Annotated in this window: 21 protein-coding genes; 10 read left to right on the forward strand and 11 right to left on the reverse strand. The window is 55.5% G+C overall.

Translation table 11 applies throughout. From position 1 onward, the window contains the following. Positions 1-233 precede the first annotated feature (233 nt). Positions 234-1,649, forward strand: coding sequence for a sugar porter family MFS transporter (locus ACOTX4_RS02035; protein WP_003862834.1), 1,416 nt, complete (start codon positions 234-236; stop codon positions 1,647-1,649). 82 nt (positions 1,650-1,731) lie between these two features. Here the strand turns inward: ACOTX4_RS02035 and ACOTX4_RS02040 are convergent, their stop codons facing one another. From ACOTX4_RS02040 to ACOTX4_RS02055, 4 genes are read right to left on the reverse strand one after another with little or no spacing between them, the layout of a single operon-like run. Continuing rightward, entirely contained in the window at positions 1,732-3,018 is a 1,287-nt protein-coding gene (locus ACOTX4_RS02040) for an ABC transporter substrate-binding protein (protein ID WP_003862832.1), read from the reverse strand. 13 nt (positions 3,019-3,031) lie between these two features. Next, complete coding sequence (locus ACOTX4_RS02045; RefSeq protein WP_003862829.1) at positions 3,032-4,159, reverse strand: ABC transporter ATP-binding protein; 1,128 nt, start codon at positions 4,157-4,159, stop codon at positions 3,032-3,034. A 12-nt stretch (positions 4,160-4,171) separates the two neighbouring features. Beyond that, positions 4,172-5,074 (reverse strand): carbohydrate ABC transporter permease, encoded by a 903-nt coding sequence (locus ACOTX4_RS02050; protein ID WP_421635349.1) that lies wholly within the window; start codon positions 5,072-5,074, stop codon positions 4,172-4,174. After that, positions 5,067-5,957 carry a carbohydrate ABC transporter permease gene (locus tag ACOTX4_RS02055; RefSeq protein WP_003862825.1) on the reverse strand — a complete coding sequence of 297 codons (891 nt, stop codon included), beginning with the start codon at positions 5,955-5,957 and terminating at the stop codon, positions 5,067-5,069. Before ACOTX4_RS02055 ends, ACOTX4_RS02050 begins: the two co-directional genes overlap by 8 nt. Positions 5,958-6,501: 544 nt before the next feature. On the opposite strand from ACOTX4_RS02055, the gene wzz(fepE) reads away from it, so the two are divergent. After that, the gene (gene wzz(fepE) / locus ACOTX4_RS02060; protein ID WP_023314779.1) at positions 6,502-7,638 is read left to right on the forward strand and encodes an LPS O-antigen length regulator Wzz(fepE); all 1,137 of its coding nucleotides are present in this window, start codon (positions 6,502-6,504) and stop codon (positions 7,636-7,638) included. Between the two features lie 33 nt (positions 7,639-7,671). On the opposite strand, the gene ACOTX4_RS02065 is transcribed toward wzz(fepE), so the two are convergent. Further along, positions 7,672-7,995, reverse strand: coding sequence for a cupin domain-containing protein (locus ACOTX4_RS02065; protein WP_003862821.1), 324 nt, complete (start codon positions 7,993-7,995; stop codon positions 7,672-7,674). Positions 7,996-8,130: 135 nt separating this feature from the next. On the opposite strand from ACOTX4_RS02065, the gene ACOTX4_RS02070 reads away from it, so the two are divergent. Next, complete coding sequence (locus ACOTX4_RS02070) at positions 8,131-8,823, forward strand: aspartate/glutamate racemase (RefSeq protein WP_023314778.1); 693 nt, start codon at positions 8,131-8,133, stop codon at positions 8,821-8,823. On the opposite strand, the gene ACOTX4_RS02075 is transcribed toward ACOTX4_RS02070, so the two are convergent. Beyond that, positions 8,818-9,744 (reverse strand): LysR family transcriptional regulator, encoded by a 927-nt coding sequence (locus ACOTX4_RS02075; RefSeq protein ID WP_023295367.1) that lies wholly within the window; start codon positions 9,742-9,744, stop codon positions 8,818-8,820. The genes ACOTX4_RS02070 and ACOTX4_RS02075 overlap by 6 nt on opposite strands. 120 nt (positions 9,745-9,864) lie before the next feature. Here ACOTX4_RS02075 and lysA point away from each other — a divergent pair, with 120 nt between their 5' ends. After that, positions 9,865-11,127, forward strand: coding sequence for a diaminopimelate decarboxylase (gene lysA / locus ACOTX4_RS02080; protein ID WP_003862815.1), 1,263 nt, complete (start codon positions 9,865-9,867; stop codon positions 11,125-11,127). Here the strand turns inward: lysA and ACOTX4_RS02085 are convergent. Further along, positions 11,097-12,134 (reverse strand): LacI family DNA-binding transcriptional regulator, encoded by a 1,038-nt coding sequence (locus tag ACOTX4_RS02085; protein WP_023314776.1) that lies wholly within the window; start codon positions 12,132-12,134, stop codon positions 11,097-11,099. The genes lysA and ACOTX4_RS02085 overlap by 31 nt on opposite strands. Before the next feature lie 299 nt (positions 12,135-12,433). Here ACOTX4_RS02085 and ACOTX4_RS02090 point away from each other — a divergent pair, with 299 nt between their 5' ends. From ACOTX4_RS02090 to ACOTX4_RS02105, 4 genes are all read left to right on the forward strand, one after another. Further along, entirely contained in the window at positions 12,434-13,759 is a 1,326-nt protein-coding gene (locus ACOTX4_RS02090; RefSeq protein ID WP_003862812.1) for a PTS sugar transporter subunit IIC, read from the forward strand. Positions 13,760-13,766: 7 nt separating this feature from the next. Beyond that, positions 13,767-15,194, forward strand: coding sequence for a glycoside hydrolase family 1 protein (locus ACOTX4_RS02095; protein ID WP_045895001.1), 1,428 nt, complete (start codon positions 13,767-13,769; stop codon positions 15,192-15,194). A gap of 78 nt (positions 15,195-15,272) precedes the next feature. Continuing rightward, positions 15,273-16,046, forward strand: coding sequence for a GntR family transcriptional regulator (locus tag ACOTX4_RS02100; protein ID WP_003862809.1), 774 nt, complete (start codon positions 15,273-15,275; stop codon positions 16,044-16,046). Beyond that, complete coding sequence (locus tag ACOTX4_RS02105; RefSeq protein ID WP_003862808.1) at positions 16,043-16,519, forward strand: GNAT family N-acetyltransferase; 477 nt, start codon at positions 16,043-16,045, stop codon at positions 16,517-16,519. The genes ACOTX4_RS02100 and ACOTX4_RS02105 overlap by 4 nt, the downstream gene beginning before the upstream one ends. On the opposite strand, the gene galR is transcribed toward ACOTX4_RS02105, so the two are convergent. After that, on the reverse strand, positions 16,474-17,496 hold the full coding sequence (galR, locus tag ACOTX4_RS02110; RefSeq protein WP_003862806.1) for an HTH-type transcriptional regulator GalR: 1,023 nt from the start codon (positions 17,494-17,496) through the stop codon (positions 16,474-16,476). The two genes, ACOTX4_RS02105 and galR, sit on opposite strands and share 46 nt — an antisense overlap. A gap of 617 nt (positions 17,497-18,113) precedes the next feature. Here galR and aas point away from each other — a divergent pair. Continuing rightward, on the forward strand, positions 18,114-20,273 hold the full coding sequence (gene aas / locus ACOTX4_RS02115) for a bifunctional acyl-ACP--phospholipid O-acyltransferase/long-chain-fatty-acid--ACP ligase (protein ID WP_023314771.1): 2,160 nt from the start codon (positions 18,114-18,116) through the stop codon (positions 20,271-20,273). Continuing rightward, positions 20,266-21,459, forward strand: coding sequence for a lysophospholipid transporter LplT (gene lplT, locus ACOTX4_RS02120; protein ID WP_003862801.1), 1,194 nt, complete (start codon positions 20,266-20,268; stop codon positions 21,457-21,459). Before aas ends, lplT begins: the two co-directional genes overlap by 8 nt. A gap of 93 nt (positions 21,460-21,552) precedes the next feature. Here the strand turns inward: lplT and ACOTX4_RS02125 are convergent, their stop codons facing one another. The 3 genes from ACOTX4_RS02125 to mutH form a co-directional block, all read right to left on the reverse strand. After that, positions 21,553-22,593, reverse strand: a complete 1,041-nt coding sequence (locus tag ACOTX4_RS02125; protein ID WP_003862795.1) for an NADP(H)-dependent aldo-keto reductase — start codon at positions 22,591-22,593, stop codon at positions 21,553-21,555. Between the two features lie 132 nt (positions 22,594-22,725). Further along, entirely contained in the window at positions 22,726-22,944 is a 219-nt protein-coding gene (locus ACOTX4_RS02130) for a YgdI/YgdR family lipoprotein (RefSeq protein WP_003862794.1), read from the reverse strand. 128 nt (positions 22,945-23,072) lie between these two features. After that, positions 23,073-23,765: a DNA mismatch repair endonuclease MutH gene (gene mutH, locus ACOTX4_RS02135; protein WP_003862792.1), complete on the reverse strand. Its 693-nt coding sequence runs from the start codon at positions 23,763-23,765 to the stop codon at positions 23,073-23,075. Positions 23,766-24,418 lie beyond the last annotated feature (653 nt).

Below are 24,418 nucleotides of genomic sequence, written 5' to 3' on the forward strand. Positions count from 1 at the left end.
ATGAAAAATCCATACTGAAAAGGAATGAATGACGGGTGTCACACATTTATTGCTTAAATATTAACTAATTAATCAAAAATAAGGTTAAACCATCCTGATTTGAAATTGTAATGTCCATCACAGATCGGTGTGTCGTAGCGAAATAATCCATATCTTCACCATTTCCGGCCTGACACTTTCTTCCGGTATCTCGTAATTTCACTTAACGAATTTCGCTGTTGAGGCAGGAAACAATGACATCTGTAAATGACTCTACCCTTATGCCCGCTGCGCTGCGCGATACCCGACGCATGAACCAGTTTGTTTCTGTTGCGGCCGCCGTAGCCGGTTTACTGTTTGGTCTGGATATCGGCGTTATCGCGGGCGCACTGCCCTTTATTACCGACCACTTTACGTTAAGCAACCGCCTGCAAGAGTGGGTGGTGAGCAGCATGATGCTGGGTGCGGCCATCGGCGCACTGTTTAACGGCTGGCTGTCGTTCCGTCTCGGGCGCAAATACAGCCTGATGGTCGGGGCGATCCTGTTTGTTGCTGGCTCTCTTGGTTCGGCGTTTGCCACCAACGTTGAAGTGTTGCTGCTTTCCCGCGTGCTGCTGGGCGTGGCGGTAGGTATCGCGTCCTACACCGCGCCGCTTTACCTCTCCGAAATGGCGAGCGAAAACGTGCGCGGGAAGATGATCAGCATGTACCAGCTGATGGTGACGCTCGGTATCGTGCTGGCGTTCCTGTCGGATACGTACTTCAGCTACAGCGGCAACTGGCGGGCAATGCTTGGCGTGCTGGCGCTGCCTGCGGTGCTGCTGATTGTGTTAGTCATTTTCCTGCCGAACAGCCCGCGCTGGCTGGCGCAAAAAGGGCGTCACGTGGAGGCGGAAGAGGTGCTGCGCATGCTGCGCGACACGTCTGAAAAAGCGCGTGAAGAGCTGAACGAAATCCGCGAAAGCCTGAAGCTGAAGCAGGGCGGCTGGTCCCTGTTTAAGGCGAACCGCAACGTGCGCCGCGCGGTGTTCCTCGGCATGCTGTTACAGGCGATGCAGCAGTTCACGGGGATGAACATCATCATGTATTATGCCCCACGCATCTTTAAAATGGCTGGTTTTACCACCACCGAACAGCAGATGATCGCCACGCTGGTGGTGGGGCTGACCTTTATGTTCGCCACCTTTATCGCGGTGTTCACCGTCGATAAGGCCGGACGTAAACCGGCCCTGAAAATTGGCTTTAGCGTAATGGCGCTCGGCACCTTGATCCTTGGTTACTGCCTGATGCAGTTCGATAACGGCACGGCGTCAAGCGGCCTCTCCTGGCTCTCCGTTGGCATGACCATGATGTGCATCGCCGGTTACGCGATGAGCGCCGCACCGGTGGTGTGGATCCTGTGCTCTGAAATTCAGCCGCTGAAATGCCGCGACTTTGGTATCACCTGTTCCACCACCACCAACTGGGTGTCGAATATGATCATTGGCGCGACCTTCCTGACGCTGCTGGATGCGATTGGCGCGGCAGGCACCTTCTGGCTCTATACGGTGCTGAACGTGGCGTTTATCGGCGTGACATTCTGGCTGATCCCGGAAACCAAAGGCGTGACCCTGGAGCATATTGAACGCAAGCTGATGAAAGGGGAGAAACTACGTAATATCGGCGTGTAATGTCATTGCCCGGTGGCGCTTCGCTTACCGGGCCTACGATACCGTGTAGGCCGGGTAAGCGAAGCGCCACCCGGCTTTGTTTTTACCGCATCGCACGTCTCAAAATACGCTCCGCCTGACGCTGGAAGTCAGCGGCCGTCTCTTCCACGGTTTTCTGCCCGTAGTCGATATACTGCAAAGAGGTACCGAACTGCGCCACAATCTGTGGGTCGTCAAAGTATGGCGAGACGGTGAGTTTCGCCGGCAGCGACTGCGCCAGGCGCAGGCCCGCCACGGAAGGATCGTCCTCTTTAATGGTGCCGTCTTCGGTCAGATACTGCACCGCCACTTTGCTCAGCGGCACGCCGCGCTCAAGACCCAGCGTATCGACCCCTTCTTTGCTGTTGAGCAGGAAGTTAATCAGCTTCGCTGCCGCCTCTGGGTTTTTGGTCGTCTTACCAATCGACAGCATCTGCGCCGGTTTGAAGAACAGACCTGCGTCGGTGGCGCCCGGCAGCATTGGGTAGTTGCCCAGCTCCAGTTTCGCCGGTGGCTTCAGGTTGTCGGAATATTTGTTGATGGTGGAGTTCCACATGTAGGTGCCGCCCCATTCACCCTGGATCCACGGCTTCATTTCATACATGTTGCTCTTACCGAACGAGGCATAGTATTTGGTGTCCGGCATGACGTGGCTGTCGATCAGCTTTTTGTAGGTCTGGAAAAACTCTACCCACTGTTCCTTTGTGTAGCTGAACTTTTTGGTTTTCTCATCCACCGCAGGAATGTTGTACTTCTGGATCATGTACGAATTCAGCAGCGCCAGCGTATCCTGATGCTCCAGGATCACCGGATAGTATTGCTTGCCGAGCTTGCTCTCGAAGGTTTTACCGGCCGCCATCAGCTCGTCCCAGGTTTTCGGGTACGCAATACCCGCTTTTTTCCAGGTTTCGTCATTGAAGTAGAACACGCGCGCCGTCACCGAGATCGGAATGCCGTTCAGCTTGCCGTCCACGGTGGTGGTTTGCAGCTCTTTGGGATCGAACTGCGACAGGTCAATCACGTCCTTCATCTTGTTCAGATCGTAGAAGCCGTCACCGGTTTTCGAGAAGATCGGCAGCCAGTTCCAGTTCGTCTGCATTACGTCCGGCTCGGTGCCGCCCGCAATCTGGGTGGTCAGACGGGAGAGGTGACCATCCCAGCCGGTGTATTCCGCTTTCACGTTGATGTCCGGGTTCTGCTTATGGAACTCTTCCAGCGCTTTCAGGGTGACCTGGTGACGGCCGTTGCCGCCCCACCAGGACATCCGTAAATCCACATTCTGCGCCATCGATGGCAAAGCGGTAAGACCCAGGGTCGCGGAGATTGCTGCGCTTAAAAGCACTTTTTTCATTTTTATCACTCCATCAGAGAGAGAGGTTCTGTTCAGTTTTTGCGTCAAAAATATGACACTTGTTCATCTCAAACGTGAAATACACCTTACGATGAAGCCCCTTATCAATCATTGGCTTAGCTTCATCGGACGGGATTCGGGCGGTCAGTTCGTAGTCCGCGACCTTCAGGTACACAAAGAATTCGTGGCCCATGTTCTCAACGCGCACCATCTCCCCGCTACAGCCGCCGTTCGGGAAGGGCTCATCAGAGAGCGACACAAATTCCGGACGCACGCCGTAGTAAATCTCCTGACCCGCGTAGGCCGCGACTTTCTCCTGCTTCTCCGCGTTCAGCGGCATGGTTTCATCGCCAATGGCGATGTGCAGCTGGCCCGCTTTTTCGACCAGCACGCTTTTGCGTATATTCATCTCCGGCGCGCCGATAAAGCCCGCCACGAACATGTTCCTCGGCCTGTGGTAGAGGTTGTCCGGCGTATCCACCTGCATGATATGGCCGAGCTTCATCACGCAGATGCGGTCGCCCATGGTCATCGCTTCGGTCTGGTCGTGTGTCACGTAAACGGTGGTCGCCGGTTTTCCTGACTTCTTCAGCTGCTTGTGCAGGTCGGAAATACGAATACGCATCGAAGCGCGCAGTTTGGCGTCGAGGTTTGAAAGCGGCTCATCGAACAGGAACACATCCGGTTTTTTCACAATCGCACGGCCTACCGCCACGCGCTGCGCCTGGCCGCCGGAAAGCTGGCGCGGCAGGCGGTCGAGCAGCTCTTCCAGTTCAAGAATTTTGGCAGCTTCATTCACCTGAGACTCAATCTGATCTTTCGGCAGTTTGCTCAGCTTGAGACCAAAGGCCAGATTCTCGCGCACCGTCATGTGCGGATAGAGGGCATAGTTCTGGAACACCATTGCAATACCGCGCTCTTTCGGCGCGAGGTTGTTCACGATCTTGTCGCCAATGCGCACCTCGCCGCCGCTGATGGTTTCGAGCCCCGCCAGCATGCGCAGGGTCGTGGATTTGGCGCAGCCGGATGGGCCGACGATCACCATGAATTCCCCTTCAGCAATTTTAAGATCGATAGCGTGTACCGCTTTAAAGCCGTTGGAGTAGACCTTTTCCAGCTTGTTGAAAATAACTTCAGCCATGGTATTTCCCTCTTAACCTTTAATTCCGCTGCTGGTGACGCCCTGTACGAAGTAGCGCTGTGCCAGGAAGAAGACAATGATGGATGGCAGAATGGAGATGCTCGCCATTGCCAGAATTTCGTTCCACGGCGCGCCTTCGGTGACATCGATGGACATTTTCAGCGCCAGTGCGATGGAGTATTTATCCACGCTGTAGACGTAAATCAGCGGCCCGATAAAGTCGTTCATGGACCACATGAACTGGAACAGGGCGACGGAGATAATGGCCGGTTTCAGGATCGGCACTACCACGTACCACAGCACCTGAATGGAGTTACAGCCGTCAATCTGCGCCGCCTCTTCCATGTCACGCGGGACGCCGCGCAGGAACTGGATCAGCATGAAGACGAAGAACCCCTGAGTGGCGAAGGCCAGCGGCAGGTACAGCGGCATATAGCTGTTGAGCATGCCCATTTCACGGAACATCAGGTACTGCGGGATCAGCAGCACGGTGCTGGGCAGCAGCATGGTGGTGATGAGCGTGGCGAACCAGAACTTCTTCCACGGGATCTCGAAGCGGGCAAAGCCGTACGCCACGATGGTGGAGGAGATAATGGTCAGGATCACTTTCGGGATCACATACTTAAAGGTGTTCAGCATGTAATGGCCGAAGTTGTACTCGGTGCCGGTTTTCCAGCCGTTTACGAAACCATCCCAGGTAGCGTGGGCAGGCCACAGGCTCAATGTGGTGAAGATCTCGTGGTTCGGTTTGAACGACGCGGAGAACATCCACACCAGCGGGTAAAGCATCAGCAGGCCGACAACCAGCAGAATCACATAGCGAACGGAGGCGTTGATTTTCTCTCTGCGCAGCGTGCGGGCCACTTCGCGTTCGGCGACGCTTCTTGCCGTGGAGAGTTGTTGAATATCAGCCATTTTTGCCTCCTTTATCGGCGGAGTAGAACACCCAGTATTTCGACGACTTAAAGGCGATACCGGCGAAGACGGCCACCACCAGGAACAGGATCCACGCCAGCGCCGCGCCATAGCCCATATCGAAATACTTAAAGGCGGTGTCGTAGATGTAGAGCGAGAACAGATAGGTCGAATAGGTTGGCCCGCCGCCGGTAATCACGTACGGCCCGGTAAATTCCTGGAACGCCTGCGTGGTCTGCATGATGAAGTTGAAGAAGATCACCGGCGTAATCAGTGGCACGGTCACCTTCATGAACATCTGCCATTTCGATGCGCCATCGATCATTGCCGCTTCATACTGGGACTGCGGTACGTTTTGCAGCGCGGCCAGGAAGATGACCATCGCGGAACCGAACTGCCAGACGCGCAGCAGGGTAACGGACATCAGCGCCAGCGACGGCTCGCCCAGCCAGTTCACCGGATCAAAGCCAAAAACGCCGATAAAGCTGTTCAGCAGGCCATCGATGGCAAATAAGGCGCGCCACAATACGGCAATGGCGACGGAGCTGCCGAGGATCGACGGAATATAGTAGGCCGTTCGGAAAAAGCCGATGCCGCGTAATTTAAAGTTCAGGACAAAGGCAATTCCTAATGCAAAGGCGAGCTTTAGCGGGATGGTTAAAAATACATAGGCAAAGGTCACGCCCATGGATTTCCAGAAGAGCGTGTCTTCGGTAAACATGTAGCGATAGTTTTCGATGCCGTTAAACACCGGCGGACTCATCAAATCGTAATCCGTAAAGCTGAGGAAAAACGATGAGACGAAGGGGAATGCCGTAAAGAGTATCAGCCCGATGATATAGGGTGATATCCATGCGAGCCCCAGCAGCTTGTTTTCATTCATACATACCTACCTGGCAATCAATGGTTTAATACGAAATCTGCTTTGTTACATTTTCCCAGGCCTGCGATGCGCGGCATGGGAGCTGAAATTCAGGGTGCAACGTCTGGCAACGGCAAAACCTACGTTTGTTTTTTAACGCTTTTTTGTCTTTCGTCGTGGTGTAAGCGCTTCGGGTTTCAAAAGAGCTGAACCGGTGTTCTTGGATACTAAAACATCGTTTTATTTTATATTATTGCGATTTATTTCTGCGTCATTCGGTTAATGGTGGAAATGTGATCAGCGTCGAAACGCTGTTTCAATATAGTGAGGGAGGTGGCATTTTTGACTTTCCACGGACATTCGCCGCGGCCCATGAGGAAGAGATAATGAAGCAAAAGGGGAGCAGGAATAACAATAGTCACGCAGCGTGGCTAACTACCAGATCTGATAGCAGGTCTACAGATGTACCAATTCGTCATTCAGATAATTCTTACATTCTTGTATGATTTGTTACACCGGAACCAGTCAGGCAGAATTTCACTGCATCCTTAAAAGAAGAACAGTTATGTCAGCGATGGATTTCAAAAAACATACGGATCTCAATTTTCCTCACTATGCTCCCCCGGCGGTCAGCGCTAAAGAAATAGATCTTCTGGGTCTGCTGGACGTCCTGCTGGCAGCAAAAAAACGCATCATCACCATTGTCTTTGCATTTGCACTGGTCGGCCTGGCAATCGCCTTTCTGATACCGCAAAAATGGACCAGTAAAGCGGTCATTACGCCCGCGGAACAGACGCAGTGGAGTTCGCTGCGCCAGATGATGGTGGCGCTCCAGGTGCTTGATGTCGACGTGAAAATTACCCGTGCGGATGTGTTTAATCTGTTTATCAAAAAGTTTCAGTCCCAGTCTCTGCTTGAAGAGTACATGAAGAGCTCACCTTACGTGATGGCTCAGCTCGATGGCGCTGAGGTTGACCCGCTGGAGCTGCACCGCGCGGTGGTCAATATTGCCGAAAAGATGAAGGCTGTTGATAACACGCAGGAAAAAAATGCCGATAAAGCACCATACCTCTCCTGGACGTTAAGCTTCACAGCCCCAACGGCAGAGGATGCGCAGAAAGTGTTGAATGGTTACATTCAGTACATCTCCCGCATCGTCGAGCAGGAGACCATGCAAAACATTCGCGATCAGCTGATCCTGAGAACCAAAACGGTACAGCAGCAGCTGGAGTTGGATCGGGTCCGTCTGACCAATATCCACAATACCAACCTGCAACGCCTGAACTACTCGCTGGAAGTGGCGAACGCGGCTGGGATCAAAAAGCCGGTTTACAGCAATGGACAGGCGGTGAAAGACGATCCGGATTATTCCGTCGCCCTCGGTGCGGACGGGATTGCGCAGAAACTGCAGATTGAAAAAAATCTCAAGGACGTTTCTGAGCTGAACGCCGATTTCCAGAACCGCGAATACTATCTGGCACAGCTGCAAAAACTCTCCTTCGAAGATGTGAGCCTGGAGCCGTTCAAATACCAGCTTTCACCTTCTATGCCGGTGAAAAAAGATGGCCCGGGCAAAGCCCTCATCGTGCTGCTGGCGTGTATTCTGGGTGGACTGTTCGCCTGTGGCAGCGTGCTGCTGCGCGAGGCTATGAGCACCCGCAACCCGCTGCCGGAACAACTTCCTGAGCCGGTAACGGAATAACATCAAAAAAGGCGCTCAACTGAGCGCCTTTTTTTATTTCAGGAAATCTTCGCGTACCGGCGTAAAGGTATCCAGCAGGGTGCCGGGTTTCAGGCAAACGCAGCCGTGCATCACGTGCGGCGCTTTATAGAGGGTGTCGCCCGCGGTCACCACATGCTTCTCCTCGCCAATGGTGAACTCAAATTCCCCCGAGAGAACGTAGGTGAGTTGCTCATGCGGGTGGTTATGCATCGGGCCAATCGCGCCTTCCTCGAAATTCACTTCCACCGCCATCATCCTGCCGTCGTGCGCCAGAATACGACGCGTCACGCCGTTGCCCAGATCCTCAAGCGTGGTCTCTTTATGGAAAATAAACATATTTTCGCCCTGTTATGTAATGAAACATTGTTTCAATTAACTTATCTCACCCGCCGAGAAAAGGAAACGTTTAGCCAAATAACTGGAAAGGCGATCACAAGTTTGCTTCACTGGGTGAAACGCACAGGAGGAAAGATGAAAACGATCGGTCTGTTAGGGGGCATGAGCTGGGAATCAACGATCCCGTACTACCGCCTGATTAATGAAGGCGTTAAACAGCGTCTGGGCGGTCTGCATTCAGCCAGCCTGCTGCTGCACAGCGTGGATTTCCATGAAATAGAAGCCTGCCAGTCGAGCGGGGAGTGGGACAAAGCGGGGCAGATACTGGCGGACGCCGCGCTCGGGCTGGAGCGTGCGGGCGCGCAGGGTATTCTGCTGTGTACCAACACCATGCATAAGGTGGCGTCGCACATTGAAGACCGCTGTTCGCTGCCGTTCTTACATATCGCGGATGCCACCGGGCGTGCCATACGTACCGCCGGCATGACGCGCGTGGCGCTGCTGGGGACGCGCTACACCATGGAACAGGATTTTTACCGCGGGCGGCTGAGCAGCCAGTTCGGGATTGAAAGCCTGATCCCGGAGGAGGCTGACCGGGCGCGCATTAACCAGATTATTTTTGATGAGCTGTGTCTGGGCACCTTCAGCGAAGCTTCGCGCGCCTGGTACGTCAGCGTGATAGAGAAACTGGCGCAGCAGGGAGCGGAAGGGGTCATCTTCGGCTGTACCGAAATCGGTCTGCTGGTGCCGGCAGACCGAAGCCCGATACCGGTCTTCGATACCGCCGCCATCCATGCCGCGGATGCGGTGGAGTTTATGCTGTCATAAAGGTTTTTGCAGGTCAGGTAAGCGAAGCGCCACCTGACGCGCGTGCGCAATCAGATGTTCACTAAAGGCATCAACCAGCGCTGAGGCGGGCCGGTGCAGCGGGCGGATCAGGCTCACGGTAAAGGGAACGGAAACGCTAAAACGGCGCAGAACCACGCCGCTGCTGGCGTAGTCCATGGCCGTGAGCGGGTTCACCACCGAAATACCCACGCCCGCGCGCACCATCGCGCAAATTGACGCCGCACTGTGCGTTTCCATCACCATCCGCCGCTTCACCTGATGTTCGGCAAACAGGCCATCCAGAAGCTGCCGGTAGCTGTCGGTCTGCGACAGGCTGATATAGTTCTCACCGTGAAAATCCGCCGGTGTCAGCACGGTTTTGTGGGCAAGCGGGTGGCTGGCAGGCAGCACGCAGACCTCATCCAGCGACAGCAGCTCCGTGCGTTCCGTTCCCGCTGGCGTGACGAGGGTTTCAGTCAGACCCAGATCGTGGCGCTGGGCCGAAAGCCACTCCTCCAGCAGCGGCGACTCCTGCGGCACGATGGTCAGGCTGACCTCCGGATAGCGGGCCAGAAACGGCTGTAACAGTACCGGCAGGAATGACTGGGAAAAGACCGGCAGGCAGACGATGGACAGTTCGCCCTGGCGGAACTCCCTCAGGCTCTCTGCCGCGCTCACGATCCTGTCCAGCCCGTACCAGGAGCGCTGAACCTCCTCAAACAGACGTAAACCCTGCACCGTTGGATGCAGCCTGCCGCGGGTGCGTTCAAACAGCTTCAGCCCCAGCACTTTCTCAAAACGCGCCAGCTCGCGGCTGACCGTCGGCTGCGAGGTGTGCAGCATGTGCGCGGCTTCAGTGAGATTGCCGGTGGTCATCACCGCATGAAAAATCTCGATATGGCGTAGGTTAACGGCGGGCATAGGGCACCTGATGGCTGAGCGTGTTCCATATCATTTTTGCATAGACTCACGATAAAACGATATTTTTTATTCTCTTCAGGCTATGGCGTAATGATAAAAAACAGATTTCCGGAGACGACCATGCCACGCCCGCTCAACCAGACCGAAACCGATTTAAACGCCGATAACCTGCTGCGCCTGCCTGCCGAATTCGGCTGTCCGGTGTGGGTTTACGATGCGCAGATTGTCCGCGAGAAGATCGCCGCGCTGCATCAGTTTGACGTGGTGCGTTTTGCGCAGAAGGCCTGCTCCAATATTCATATTCTGCGCCTGATGCGCGAGCAGGGCGTGAAGGTTGACTCCGTATCGCTGGGTGAGATCGAACGTGCGCTGGCGGCCGGGTTTGATCCGAAAGCCGACAGCGACGCGATCGTCTTCACCGCTGACCTGATAGACGACGCCACGCTGGCGCGCGTGCACGAGCTGCAAATCCCGGTCAATGCTGGTTCGGTGGATATGCTGGAACAGCTTGGGCAGGTCTCTCCTGGCCATCGCGTCTGGCTGCGCGTCAACCCGGGCTTTGGTCACGGCCACAGTCAGAAAACCAACACCGGGGGCGAAAACAGTAAACACGGGATCTGGTATGCCGATATGCCTGCGGCGCTGGAGGTTTTACAACGCTACAACCTCAAGCTGGTGGGCATTCACATGCATATCGGGTCCGGCGTGGATTATGGCCATCTTGAGCAGGTCTGTGGCGCAATGGTGCGTCAGGTTATCGATTTTGGTCAGGATCTGGAGGCGATCTCCGCCGGGGGAGGGCTTTCGATCCCTTACCGCGAAGGAGAAGAGGCGATCGACACGGATCACTATTACGGCCTGTGGAGCGCCGCGCGTGACAGGATCGCTGCCCATCTGGGCCATGCGGTGAAGCTGGAGATTGAGCCGGGTCGTTTCCTGGTCGCCGAAGCTGGCGTGCTGGTGGCGCAGGTGCGGAGCGTGAAGGAGATGGGAAGCCGTCACTTTGTGCTGATTGATGCTGGCTTCAACGACCTGATGCGCCCGTCCATGTACGGCAGCTATCATCACATTACCGCGCTTGCCGCCGATGGCCGCGATCTGGTCAACGCGCCGCGCATCGAGACCGTTGTTGCCGGCCCGCTGTGTGAATCCGGTGACGTCTTTACTCAGCAGGAAGGCGGGAAAGTCGAAACCCGTTCGCTGCCAGAGGTAAAACCGGGAGATTATCTGGTGCTGCATGATACCGGTGCGTACGGGGCGTCTATGTCTTCCAACTACAATAGCCGCCCGCTGCTGCCGGAAGTGCTGTTTGATAACGGCGTGGCGCGGCTGATTCGCCGTCGCCAGACCATTCAGGAGCTGCTGGCGTTAGAGCTGGTCTGATAAAACCACGGCCCTGTTGTCACCGAATCGCGTAAAACCAGCGTGCCGGTGAACGGCGGGATCGCTTCAACCGGCTGGTTTTTTGCCAGCCGGATCGCCTGGTCGATTGCCGTGACGATCATGTTGTCGATCGGCAAATATACCGACGACAGGGCAGGCTCCAGCCACTTTGCGCTGGGGGCATCGTCAAAACCAAACAGCGAAATATCCTGCGGGATCTTCAGCCCGGCCTGGTGTAATGCTTTGGAGGCGCCCAGGGCCATATCATCATTACAGGCAAACAGGGCGCTGAACGATGTCTTTTCCGCAATCAGCTCCTTGCACAGCTCGTAACCCCGCGTCATGCCTGCATCGCCGTATTTAATCCGCCGCTCGTCGAGACGAATACCGTGCTTCTCCAGCGCCTTACGGTAGCCCATCAGCCGCGCTTTACCCGTTGGGGTGTGGATCGGGACGGTGATACAGGCGATCTCCCGATGACCCTGGCTTATCAGGTAATCCACCGCTTTGAAGGCCGCGTCCTGCTGTTCAAAGAAGACGCAGCGATCCGCCGCCTGGCTCACTTCACGGTTAATGATCACCAGCGGCGTCTGCACGCTGTTGATCAGCTTCAGGATCGTCTTTTCGCTCATGTATCGCGTGTACAGCACGATGGCGTCGCACTTGCGGTCGGCGAGCATCTGCACCGCCTGTTCTTCCTGTTCAGGGGCGTCGTGACCGTCGGTAACAATCAGCTGTTTTCCGTGCTTTTCGGTCTGCCGTGACGCCTGCTGTAGCAAACGACCAAAGTAAAAACCGTCGAACGTCGAGACGACAAGACCAATGCTGTTGCTGGTCTGGTTAGCCAGCGAACGCGCGAGAAAGTTCGGACGATAGCCCAACTCCTCCATCGCGCGAAATACCTGCTGACGCGTGCTCTCTTTAACCTGACCTGTGCCGTTCAGCACGCGCGAAACGGTGGCCTTCGACACGCCCGCACGCAGTGAGACATCCAGCATTGTTGCCATTCGAAATTCCTGTTTCCACGTAATGGTTTGCAGTTTAACACAGACCATCCGGCGCATAAGCGACGTGGGAAGGGCAAAACCCCATAACGATCACGCTTTTCGGTAACGATCCTCGCCCGCGGGATAAATGCCTGTCATTGGCATGCCAAAATGGTGATAAATCGCAATCTGGAATACCTCTTACCTCATTGAGAGCTTAATCACAGAACAAAGCGCCTGTGGACGCTATTTTTGGCATACCAATAGTATCCGGCTGTCCATCTTATTCAATAAAAGCCCTTTTACTGAGGTATTACCCTATGGCATTTCAGGAAAAACTGATCGACGCTCTGGGCAGTTTTGCCACCACCTTCAACAGCTATCGCTATATCCAGGCGATCAAGTCTGCGTTTATTACCTTAATGCCGGTCATCATTGTGGGGGCGTTCTCGGTACTGATCTCCAATATGGTGCTGGATCCGAAAAACGGCCTGGCGAGCTTTCAGTCGCTGTCGTTTCTGGCGGCGTTAAAGCCGATCACCAGCGCGCTCAACTATGCCACGCTTAACTTTCTCAACATCGGTGCGGTGTTTTTAATCGGCATTGAGCTGGGGCGTATTAACGGCATTAAGTCCCTGTTCCCCGGCCTGCTGGCGGTGATCTGCTTTATCTGCGTGACGCCAACCACGGTGGAAATGCTGGTGGACGGCGAGATGCACGTGGTGAAAGACGTGCTGCTGCGCCAGTTCTCCGATACCCGCAGCCTGTTCCTCGGCATGTTTATCGCCATCCTGTCAGTGGAGATTTACTGCTGGCTGGAAAACCGCAAGGGGCTGAAAATCAGGATGCCGGACACGGTGCCGCCGAACGTCGCCGCGTCGTTCTCTGCGCTGATCCCGGCCATTATCACCACCACTGCCATCGCCACCTTTGGCTTCGTGTTTCATCAGATTACCGGCATGTATCTCTACGACGCGGTTTACCAGGTGGTGCAACAGCCGCTGGAGCGCGTGGTGCAAAGCCTGCCGGGGATCCTGCTGCTGATGTTTGTCGCCCAGCTGTTCTGGGTGATTGGTATTCACGGCAACCAGATGATCAAGCCGATCCGCGAGCCGCTGTTGCTGGGGGCAATCACCGTTAACATGAGCGCGTTCGAGCAGGGCAAAGAGGTGCCAAACATCATCACCATGCCGTTCTGGGACGTCTATATGAGCATCGGCGGCTCCGGCCTGACCATCGGCCTGCTGATCGCCGTCATGATTGCCACCAAACGTAAAGAGATGAAGGAGATCGCTAAGCTCTCCATCGGCCCGGGTATTTTTAATATCAACGAGCCGGTGATCTTCGGGATGCCAATCATGCTCAACCCGATCCTGGCTATCCCGTTCATCATCACGCCGCTGGTGACGGGCTCGATTGGCTACTTTGCCACCGTGACCGGATTTGCCGGGAAAGCCGTGGTGATGGTGCCCTGGACCACGCCGCCGCTGATCAACGCCTGGCTGTCAACCGCGGGCTCCATGGGGGCGGTGATCACCCAGTTTATCTGCATCGTGACCGCGGTGATTATCTATCTGCCGTTTGTGAAAATTGCCTCACGCCGCGCAGAGCAGGCCGCGCTGCAACAAGCCACCGATAACGCATGAGGACCGGATGAGCATAAAACAGATAACTATACCGCAGGATTTTATGCTGGGCGCGGCGGCATCGGCCTGGCAGACCGAGGGCTGGAGCGGCAAAAAGCCGGGGCAGGATTCGTGGATCGATCTCTGGTACAAGAACGATCGTCACGTCTGGCACAACGGCTATGGCCCGGCGGTGGCAACCGACTTTATTAATCGCTTCCGTGAAGATGTGGCGCTGATGAAGCAGGCGGGCCTGACGCACTATCGCACCTCGATCAACTGGTCGCGCTTTTTGACCGACTATGAAAACGCCACCGTAGATGAAGAGTACGCCGCCTATTACGACGCGCTGTTCGATGAAATGCACCGTCAGGGCATTGAGCCGATGATCTGCCTGGAACACTACGAATTGCCGGGCGTGCTGCTGGAAACCTACGGCGGCTGGGCGTCGAAGCACGTCGTCGAGCTGTTCGTTCGCTATGCGGAAAAAGTGTTTGAGCGCTTTCACGGCAAAGTCACCCGCTGGTTTACCTTCAACGAGCCGATTGTGGTCCAGACGCGCGTCTACCTTGACGCACTGCGCTGGCCCTATGAGCAGAACACCAGCACCTGGATGCAGTGGAACCACCATAAAGTGCTGGCGACGGCGAAAGTGGTGAAGCTGTTTCGCGAGAAAGGGTATGACGGCTCAGTGGGTTGTATTCTTAACCCGGAAGTGACCTATCCACGCTCGCGCGCACCGCATGACGTGCGAGCGGCAGAGATGTACGATCTGTTCTACAACCGCGTCTTTCTCGACCCACTGGTGCACGGGCGCTATCCGCAGGCGCTCTTTACCCTGCTGGCGCAGCATCAGGTGCAGTGGGACTACACGGCTGACGAGCTGGCGCTGATTGCCGACAACACCGTCGATGAGCTGGGAATTAACCTCTATTACCCGCATCGCGTTAAAGCGCCATCCCGCGCCTGGCACCCGGAGACGCCGTTCCACCCGGCGTATTACTACGAGCCGTTCGAGCTGCCGGGGCGGAGGATGAACACCTCCCGCGGCTGGGAGATCTTCCCGCGCATTATTTACGACATGGCGATGCGGATTAAAAACGACTATCGCAACATTGACTGGTTTGTAGCGGAAAGCGGGATGGGTGTGGAGAACGAAGCGCAGTTTCGCAATCGCGACGGCATTATCGATGACGCGTACCGCATCGCGTTTATCAGCGAACATCTTTATTACACGCTGCTGGCGCGGGAGGCGGGGGCTAACTGCCACGGCTATATGCTGTGGGCCTTCACCGACAACGTCTCGCCGATGAACGCGTTCAAAAACCGCTACGGGCTTATTGAGATCGACCTTGAAAACCATCGCGCACGGCGGGCAAAGAAATCGGCGTCCTGGTTCCGCCAGCTGCGCGATGAGCGTGTGCTGACGCTCAGTGTTGACGATGAATGGAAGTAAGCCTTCTGGTAAAATAGCGCACAAACTGGCCGGGAGGACGTCCGGCCCGCGCATTAACTGAAAAACACAGGTGAAAACGTGGATAAGGCTGTCATCCTGCCGGAAAAAAAACAGTACCAGGAGATTGGCGAGGATTTACGGGCGCAGATTATCCAGGGGCATTATCCCGTGGGATCGCGTCTGCCGCCGGAGCGCAACATCGCCGAGACGTATGGCGTGAGCCGCACTATTGTGCGCGAGGCGCTGCTGATGCTTGAGCTTCAGGGGACGGTGGATATTCGCCAGGGGTCTGGCGTGTACGTGATGCGCATTCCGGAGGAGCATGAAAACGAGGAAGAGCGTTTTCTGAACAGTGACGTGGGGCCGTTTGAAATTCTCCAGGCGCGTCAGCTGCTTGAAAGCAACATTGCCGCCTTTGCCGCAAAAATGGCGACGCGGGCGGATATCGACAACCTGCGCCGCATCATCGAGCAGGAGCAACGGGCGATTGCCGCAGACGATCGCAGCCAGGACAACAACAAAATGTTCCACCTTGTACTGGCGGGGGCCACACAAAACCAGATGCTGCTGGCGACCGTTGAAAGCGTCTGGCATCACATGGACAGCAGCCCACTGTGGCAGCAATTCAACGGCCACATCGCCAGCCGCGCATGGCGGCTGAAATGGCTCGGCGACAGGCAAACCATTCTCGCTGCGCTCCGCCGCCGCGACGTGATGGGGGCGTGGCAGGCGATGTTCCAGCATCTTGAAAACGTCAAAAAGAGCCTGCTTGAGCTGTCAGACGAAGACGCACCCGATTTCGACGGCTATCTCTTCGAATCGGTCCCTCTTTTCCAGGGGAAGCTGGTGTGAATATACTGCCGCTTCACGCTGCGCCGCAGTTTACACAGCAGGTGATCGACTGGATCTGGTACGCGTTTGGTGAAGGTATGCCGCGTGCCTTTTTCCAGAGCATTGTCGAGCACAGCCTGACGCCAGGCGAGTTACCGCTCACCTTTATTGCCGTTGAGGATGACCAGCTGCTGGGCACCGTTGGGCTGTGGCGTTGCGATTTAATTTCCCGACAGGATCTCCACCCCTGGCTGGCTGCGCTGTATGTCGATGAAGCCGCCCGGGGAAACGGGCTGGCGGGAAAACTTCAGCAGCATGTTATCGGCTACGCGCGACGCGCCGGGTATCACGAGCTTCATCTCTGGTCTGCCTGCCGCGACTTCTACGAACGTTACGGCTGGCACTACATCGGCGATGCGCTGGAATACCCGGATAAAACCGTCCATCTCTATCGCTGTTCGCTCACAGCTTCCGCGGGCGATACCACCGAGTGACGGCGCACTAAGGTTGGGCTGAACAGGTGGGTAATTTCCGGCGGCGGGCGATGCTCGGCCAGCGCTAACGCCAGTTCTGCCGCCTGCGTTGCCATGGTTACAATCGGGTAACGCACGGTGGTCAGGCGAGGGCGCACGTAGCGCGACACCAGCACATCATCAAAGCCAATCAGCGAAATTTCTGCCGGGACGTCAATCCCGTTATCATTCAGCACGCCCATTGCGCCGGCGGCCATGGAGTCGTTATAGCTGGCCACGGCGGTGAAATTCCGCCCGCGTCCCAGCAGCTCGGTCATCGCCTGCTCGCCGCCGCTCTCATCCGGTTCTCCGTACGCCACAAGGCGATCGTTGCAGGGCAGACCGGCTTCGCGCAGCGCGTCGTAATAGCCCTGAAGGCGATCTTCCGCATCGGAAATTGGGTGGTTGGAACACAGATAACCAATTCGGGTATGGCCCTGCTGGATCAGGTGACGGGTTGCGAGCCATGCGCCGTAACGGTCGTCGAGCGCCACGCAGCGGGTTTCAAAACCGGGAATAATACGGTTGATAATCACCATCCCCGGCATCTGTTTCATCAGATGGATCAGCTCGGCGTCGGGGATCATTTTGGCATGGACCACCAGTGCCGCACAGCGATGACGGATCAGCTGCTCAATGGCCTGGCGCTCTTTCTGTTCATTGTGGTAGCCATTACCAATCAGCAGGAAATTTCCGGTGTGATAAGAGACTTGTTCTACGGCTTTGACCATCGCACCGAAAAACGGATCGGATACATCCCCGACCACCAGCCCGATGGTTTCTGTCGACTGCTGGGCAAGGGCGCGCGCGTTGGCGTTAGGGTGATAATTCAGGTTTTCCATGGCGTCCTGCACGGCCTGGCGCGATGCATCACTCGCTTTAGGGGAGTTGTTGATTACGCGGGAGACGGTCGCGACGGAAACACCGGCCAGACGAGCCACATCCTTAATTGTCGCCATTCAATACCTTCTTATAGGGGTAAGCGTTTACACACTAACTAGTGTTGCGGAAAAGCGGCGCGCATTCAAGGGGAGCGGGTGAGCGTCCTCTGCAAACGTGAAGCAGAACATCCCTCGCGGTGTAATCGTTACACGGCCAGTCATGTCTGAATAATGGTAATCTGAACCTTTAGTTACACTTTGCCTCAGGCTGTTGCGATTGTCCGTTAGCAACGATGCGTTATGAATTGCTAGAGTCGAGATCCCAGAGGTATTGATAGGTGGAATCAACTTCGGTTGATTAACACGATTTACACCAACCTGCGTTTTACGCAGGTTTTTTTTTGCCTGTAAGTTCAACCTGTAACAGCAAAAGAGAATATTCACACCTGGTTGCACTTCGGCGCATTCCCTTGCGTTTTCCCGCTGGCGAAGCCTGTCGCCGGAGGCCACAATCAAGATCCCAGAGGTATTGATTGGTGAGAATTCCTGGTACGTTTTCGTACTCTTCTCTTGCACCAACCTGCGCGGATGCGCAGGTTTTTTTTCGCCTCTGTTTTTGCTATCGCTCCCTCACTACTTCTCGTGTAATCTGCCACCATTTATACCTTTCACACTGGCTGGCAAAGGGAGTTGAAATGCTTTTTGGGTTCTTCCGCACACTGTTTCGTGTCCTGTTTCGCATCCGCGTGACTGGCGATACGCAGGCACTCTATGGCGAGCGTGTTCTTATCACACCGAATCACGTCTCTTTTCTTGATGGCGTATTGCTGGCGCTGTTTTTGCCCGTGCGGCCCGTCTTCGCGGTGTACAGCTCCATCAGTGAAAAATGGTACATGCGCTGGCTCAAACCGCTGATTGATTTTGTCCCGCTCGATCCAACCAAACCGATGATGATTAAACATCTGGTGCGTCTGATTGGGCAGGGGCGTCCGGTGGTTATCTTCCCGGAAGGGCGGATTTCAGTGACGGGCTCCCTGATGAAAATTTACGATGGGGCCGGTTTTGTCGCGGCGAAGTCTCAGGCCACCGTCGTGCCGCTACGCATCGACGGGGCTGAGCTGACCTTTTTCAGCCGTCTGAAAGGGCTGGTGAAGCAGCGTCTGTTCCCGAAAATTACGCTGCATATATTACCGCCGACGTCACTGCCGATGCCCGAGGCGCCGCGTGCGCGCGACCGCCGTAAAATCGCCGGGGAAATGCTGCACCAGATTATGATGGAAGCGCGCATGGCCGTTCGCCCGCGCGAAACGCTGTATGAATCGTTGCTGTCAGCCCAGTATCGCTACGGTGCGAAGAAAAACTGCATCGAAGACATCAACTTTACGCCGGATACCTACCGTAAGCTGTTGACCAAAACGCTGTTTGTCGGGCGTATCCTGGAAAAATACAGCAAACAGGGTGAAAAGATCGGCCTGATGCTGCCAAACGCGGGTATCAGCGCGGCGGTGATCTTTGGTGCCGTCTCCCGGGGCCGCATTCCGGCGATGATGAACTACACGGCGGGCGTGAAAGGGCTCTCCAGCGCGATTACCGCGGCGCAAATCAACACCGTCTTTACCTCCCGCCAGTTCCTGGATAAAGGCAAGCTGTGGCACCTGCCGGAACAGCTGACGCAGGTGCGCTGGGTGTTCCTGGAAGATCTGAAAGCAGACGTCACGACCGCCGACAAGCTGTGGATTTTCGCGCACCTGCTGATGCCGCGTCTGGCGCAGGTTAAGCAGCAGCCGGAGGATGATGCCATTATCCTCTTTACCTCCGGCTCTGAAGGCAACCCGAAAGGTGTGGTTCACAGTCACAAAAGCATTCTGGCGAACGTCGAACAGATTAAAACCATTGCTGACTTTACCGCCAACGATCGCTTTATGTCGGCGCTGCCGCTGTTCCACTCATTTGGTCTGACCGTGGGGCTCTTTACGCCGCTGCTGACCGGTGCCGAGGTGTTCCTCTACCCAAGCCCGCTGCACTACCGCATTGTGCCGGAACTGGTTTATGACCGTAACTGCACGGTGCTGTTCGGGACGTCCACCTTCCTCGGAAACTACGCGCGCTTCGCCAACCCGTATGATTTCTTCCGCGTGCGCTACGTGGTGGCGGGGGCAGAAAAACTCCAGGACAGCACGCGCCAAATCTGGCAGGACAAGTTTGGCCTGCGCATTCTGGAAGGCTATGGCGTGACGGAGTGCGCGCCGGTGGTCTCCATCAACGTTCCGATGGCGGCAAAACCCGGAACGGTTGGCCGCATTCTGCCGGGGCTGGACGCGCGTCTGCTGGCGGTGCCGGGTATTGAAGACGGCGGACGTCTTCAGCTGAAAGGGCCGAACGTCATGAACGGCTATTTGCGTGTGGAAAACCCGGGGGTGCTTGAGGCGCCGACGGCTGAGAACGTCAATGGCGAGGTTGAAACGGGCTGGTACGACACGGGCGATATCGTGCGCTTCGACGATCAGGGCTTCGTGCAGATCCAGGGACGCGCAAAACGCTTCGCCAAAATCGCCGGGGAAATGGTCTCTCTTGAAATGGTCGAGACGCTGGCGACCGCAGTCTCAGCAGAGAAAATGCATGCGACCGTGGTGAAAAGTGATGCCAGTAAAGGCGAGGCGCTGGTGCTCTTCACGACAGACGGTGAACTGAAGCGTGACGCGCTGCTCAGGTATGCACGCGAACACGGTATCCCCGAGCTGGCGGTCCCCCGCGATATTCGTTACCTCAAACAGTTACCGGTGCTGGGCAGCGGTAAACCCGATTTCGTGACCCTGAAGGGCATGGTTGAAGAGGCAGAACAGCAAAATGCGTGAGTCAGTGCACACTAACACTTCAATCTGGTCGAAAGGCATGATGGCGGTTATCGCCGCCCAGTTTCTTTCCGCGTTCGGCGATAACGCGTTGCTGTTTGCCACGCTGGCATTGCTGAAAGCTGAGTTTTATCCCGACTGGAGCCAGCCGATCCTACAGATGGTGTTTGTGGGTGCTTACATCGTATTTGCGCCGTTTGTCGGCCAGGTGGCGGACAGCTTCCCGAAAGGTCGTGTCATGATGTTTGCCAACAGCCTTAAGCTTCTGGGCGCGGCAAGTATCTGCTTTGGTATCAACCCGTTTGTCGGCTACACACTGGTGGGCATTGGTGCGGCAGCCTACTCCCCGGCGAAGTACGGTATTCTGGGTGAGCTCACCACCGGTGATAAGCTGGTGAAGGCCAACGGCCTGATGGAGTCCTCCACCATTGCGGCTATTCTGCTGGGTTCGGTGGCGGGTGGCGTACTGGCAGACTGGCATGTGCTCGCCGCGCTTGGCATCTGCGCCCTGATGTACGGTGGCGCGGTGATCGCCAACCTGTTTATCCCCAAACTGGCCGTGGCGCGTCCGGGGCAATCCTGGCGCTTCGGGCCCATGACCGGCAGCTTCTTCAACGCCTGCCGCGTACTGTGGCGTAACGGTGAAACACGCTTCTCGCTGATGGGCACCAGCATGTTCTGGGGGGCCGGCGTTACGCTGCGTTTCCTGCTGGTGCTGTGGGTGCCGGTGGCGCTGGGCATTACTGACAACGCCACGCCGACTTATCTGAATGCCATGGTCGCCGTCGGGATTGTTGTCGGGGCCGGGGCTGCGGCAAAACTGGTGACGCTGGAAACCGTCGCGCGCTGCATGCCTGCGGGGATCCTGATTGGCGTCGGCGTTCTGTTCTTCTCCCTGCAACATGCCCTATTGCCTGCCTATGCCCTGCTGTTGCTGATCGGCATGTTAGGCGGTTTCTTTGTGGTGCCGCTAAACGCGCTGTTACAGGAGCGCGGCAAACAGACCGTTGGGGCGGGTAACGCCATTGCGGTGCAAAACCTTGGTGAAAACATGGCGATGTTACTGATGCTGGGGATTTACTCGCTGGCGGTAAAAGCAGGTGCGCCGGTCGTGGCAATCGGGGTAGGATTCGGCGCGCTGTTCGCGCTGGCGATTAGCGGGCTGTGGGTCTGGCAGCGTCGTCGTTGAATTGTGCTGCCTGATGCCCTCACCCCGGCCCTCTCCCACAGAGAGAGGGTGAAAACCCTAAAAACGGCAACGTGCGTTGCCGTTTTGCTTTTATTACGGTGCCGGGTAGGTATAAACCTGATGCACCGCTTCTATCTCCGCTAATACCTCTTCACTCAGGTTCAGATTGAAACTCTCAATATTGGTTTTCAACTGATCCATCGTCGTTGCGCCGAGCAGGGTACTCGCCACAAACGGCTGACGACGCACGAAGGCCAGCGCCATCTGCGCCGGATCGAGTCCGTGGCGTTTCGCGATATCCACGTAGGCCGCAACGGCTTTTTGCGTCTGCTCGCCGCTATAGCGGGTGAAGCGGCTGAAAAGCGTGTTACGCGCGCCAGCCGGTTTCGCGCCGTTCAGGTATTTGCCCGTCAGGGTACCGAAGCCCAGACAGGAGTAGGCGAGCAGCTCCACCTCTTCGTACTGCGTCACCTCCGCCAGACCCACTTCATAACTGCGGTTCAGCAGGCTGTACGGGTTCTGAATGGTCACGATGCGCGGCAGATCGTGTTTATCGGCCAGATGCAGATAGCGCATCACGCCAAACGCCGTCTCGTTGGAAACGCCGATGTAGCGGATCTTACCCGCCCGCTGGCACTCCGTGAGCGCTTCCAGCGTTTCCAGCAGGGTAACGGCCGGAGCACTTTCGTTCCAGGTGTAGCCAAGCTTACCGAAGCAGTTCGTCGGACGCTGCGGCCAGTGCACCTGATAAAGATCGAGATAGTCGGTTTGCAGGCGCTTCAGGCTTGCATCCAGCGCGGCACGGATATTCTTGCGATCGAGGATCTGATTAGGGCGGATCCCGGCATCGTTATTACGGGAAGGTCCGCTGACTTTGGAGGCGATGACCAGCTTTTCGCGATTGCCGCGTTTCGCCAGCCAGTTGCCGACATACGTTTCAGTAAGACCTTGTGTTTCCGGGCGGGGAGGAACGGGGTACATCTCCGCCACGTCAATCAGGTTAATGCCCTGGCTGACGGCGTAATCGAGTTGTGCATGGGCATCGGCTTCGCTGTTTTGTTCACCAAATGTCATGGTGCCCAACCCCAGTTGGCTGATCTCCAGAGCGCTGTGGGGGATACGATGATAATGCATAGCCGGTTTCCTTTTTTAGACATACAGACTGCGTCAGGAACCTCCCGACAAAGGAATATAAACATGGCAGAGGGAAGGCAAAAGGGGAAGGAAAAAATCAAAAAGGCCAGCAAGCTACTGACCTTTATCTGTTTAACGCTCGATGATCTGGGAGACTTCGTCGCGATTAATCTGCATTTGATTGCCTTCGCGATCGCGGTAACTCACCAGACCGGTATCGTCGTCGACTTCGGGTTTGCCATCGGTCAGGATCATACGACCATCTTTCGTTGACATGACATAGTCGCTGCTACAACCCGATACCGCAAACGCTAAACCGACTGCTGAGATAATTACTGCCCATTTTTTCATCGTTCTCATCCTCACCTGGCTCGTATCAAATCATAGTGTAGTAATAACCTGATATTACGACAGGTGAAAGGGGGGAAATCTTAAAAAGGAGGAGATTATGTTAGCCGGAGCGCAAAATTAGTAAAAAACTATGTTTTCAACAGGAAGTGGCGTGCCAGCAGTGCCCCGGTGAAATTCTTTTTAAGATAGAAACCGCGCGGCAGCGTCAGGATCGGTTCGCCCTGTGCGCCTACCGCTTCAGTGAGCGCTTTGCTATTGGCGGCTTTAGGACGAAGTTGCAGCACTTCGCCATGCCGGGCGGTGATCCGCTCAACCTGTCCCAGCACAATCATGTCCATCAGCTCTTCCCAGTCCTGGGAAAGCAGTCTCTCCTCTTCATCATTCGGACTCCAGAGCAGCGGGGCGCCAACGCGACGCTCTGCCAGCGGGATCTGCCTGTCGCCCTCAACGGGTACCCACAACACCCGCTTCAGCTTATGCCTGACGTGGCTGGTTTCCCAGGTCACTCCGCTGTTACCCGTGAGCGGCGCAACGCAGACAAAGGTGGTTTCCAGCGGCCGCCCCTGGCTATCGATGGGGATCGTCTTCAGTTCCACCCCCAGCGCCGCAAAATCTTGCTCGGGTTTACTGCCCGCGCTTGCGCCCAGCCAGCGTTCCAGCAACACGCCGATCCAGCCCTTATCACGCTTTAGATCGTTGGGTATCGTCAACCCCGCCATCACGGCCAGCTCGCCCAGTGAATAGCCTGCCAGACGTTGCGCCTGCTGGAGCAACTGGGCTTCACTGACGGGAGGGGAGAGCAGTGGGGCGAGAGAATGCATGCTAACAACCTTTTGATTAAAAAATGAGCTGATATTTTATCCCTTGTGGACAGAGTTTACCTTTTTCTGTGCACCTATTCCATGTGGATGATTTATTTAATCTTTTTTAGACTATAGTCCGTCGCGCCGCGGCTAAAAAACAGGTTGTGCAATTCTGGTCACTGACAATAAACAGGATCTTACACCATGTTATCCACAGAAAAATGGGATAACTGGGAATAACTGCCACTACTGTTTCAATTTACAGCCTTGACGTGCGATGAAAATCGAATTTTCACACAAATTGTGCCTAACTTATTGGCACAATCTGTGGATAAAACCGACGCTGTTCGATCTTTCATCAGCAGGAGGATCTTTGATGTGACGATCGTCACGTTAATCGCCTCTGGCACCCTTAATTCCAATCTAATATTATGAATTTAAATGATTTATTATTGGCAGGGTAAATTGGCGTTTCGCCGGGTTACAAGGTTGTTCATCGGTAATTCCGCACTTCTTCACAACTATATCCACAGAAAAGGTGAATAAAAATGGTCTCTGTCGCCCGCATCTGTTTATAACTCCTCACTAAATTGTGAGTTATTCAAATGTTATTAGGTTGCAGGCCTGTAAGAGAGTGGTTTACCGCCTCCCTGTAGTGTGAAACAATCATT

Origin of the sequence: Enterobacter cloacae complex sp. IR5459, assembly GCF_049238005.1 — a bacterium.
Classification (GTDB): Bacteria; Pseudomonadota; Gammaproteobacteria; order Enterobacterales; family Enterobacteriaceae; genus Enterobacter; species Enterobacter hormaechei_C.

Excerpts from the sequence above, each read along its gene's own strand:
- ACOTX4_RS02035 (WP_003862834.1), top strand. The coding sequence starts at position 234 with ATGACATCTGTAAATGACTCTACCCTTATGCCCGCTGCGCTGCGCGAT.
- ACOTX4_RS02040 (WP_003862832.1), bottom strand. The coding sequence starts at position 3,018 with ATGAAAAAAGTGCTTTTAAGCGCAGCAATCTCCGCGACCCTGGGTCTT.
- ACOTX4_RS02045 (WP_003862829.1), bottom strand. The coding sequence starts at position 4,159 with ATGGCTGAAGTTATTTTCAACAAGCTGGAAAAGGTCTACTCCAACGGC.
- ACOTX4_RS02050 (WP_421635349.1), bottom strand. The coding sequence starts at position 5,074 with ATGGCTGATATTCAACAACTCTCCACGGCAAGAAGCGTCGCCGAACGC.
- ACOTX4_RS02055 (WP_003862825.1), bottom strand. The coding sequence starts at position 5,957 with ATGAATGAAAACAAGCTGCTGGGGCTCGCATGGATATCACCCTATATC.
- ACOTX4_RS02065 (WP_003862821.1), bottom strand. The coding sequence starts at position 7,995 with ATGTTTATTTTCCATAAAGAGACCACGCTTGAGGATCTGGGCAACGGC.
- ACOTX4_RS02070 (WP_023314778.1), top strand. The coding sequence starts at position 8,131 with ATGAAAACGATCGGTCTGTTAGGGGGCATGAGCTGGGAATCAACGATC.
- ACOTX4_RS02075 (WP_023295367.1), bottom strand. The coding sequence starts at position 9,744 with ATGCCCGCCGTTAACCTACGCCATATCGAGATTTTTCATGCGGTGATG.
- lysA (WP_003862815.1), top strand. The coding sequence starts at position 9,865 with ATGCCACGCCCGCTCAACCAGACCGAAACCGATTTAAACGCCGATAAC.
- ACOTX4_RS02085 (WP_023314776.1), bottom strand. The coding sequence starts at position 12,134 with ATGGCAACAATGCTGGATGTCTCACTGCGTGCGGGCGTGTCGAAGGCC.
- ACOTX4_RS02090 (WP_003862812.1), top strand. The coding sequence starts at position 12,434 with ATGGCATTTCAGGAAAAACTGATCGACGCTCTGGGCAGTTTTGCCACC.
- ACOTX4_RS02095 (WP_045895001.1), top strand. The coding sequence starts at position 13,767 with ATGAGCATAAAACAGATAACTATACCGCAGGATTTTATGCTGGGCGCG.
- galR (WP_003862806.1), bottom strand. The coding sequence starts at position 17,496 with ATGGCGACAATTAAGGATGTGGCTCGTCTGGCCGGTGTTTCCGTCGCG.
- aas (WP_023314771.1), top strand. The coding sequence starts at position 18,114 with ATGCTTTTTGGGTTCTTCCGCACACTGTTTCGTGTCCTGTTTCGCATC.
- lplT (WP_003862801.1), top strand. The coding sequence starts at position 20,266 with ATGCGTGAGTCAGTGCACACTAACACTTCAATCTGGTCGAAAGGCATG.
- ACOTX4_RS02125 (WP_003862795.1), bottom strand. The coding sequence starts at position 22,593 with ATGCATTATCATCGTATCCCCCACAGCGCTCTGGAGATCAGCCAACTG.
- ACOTX4_RS02130 (WP_003862794.1), bottom strand. The coding sequence starts at position 22,944 with ATGAAAAAATGGGCAGTAATTATCTCAGCAGTCGGTTTAGCGTTTGCG.
- mutH (WP_003862792.1), bottom strand. The coding sequence starts at position 23,765 with ATGCATTCTCTCGCCCCACTGCTCTCCCCTCCCGTCAGTGAAGCCCAG.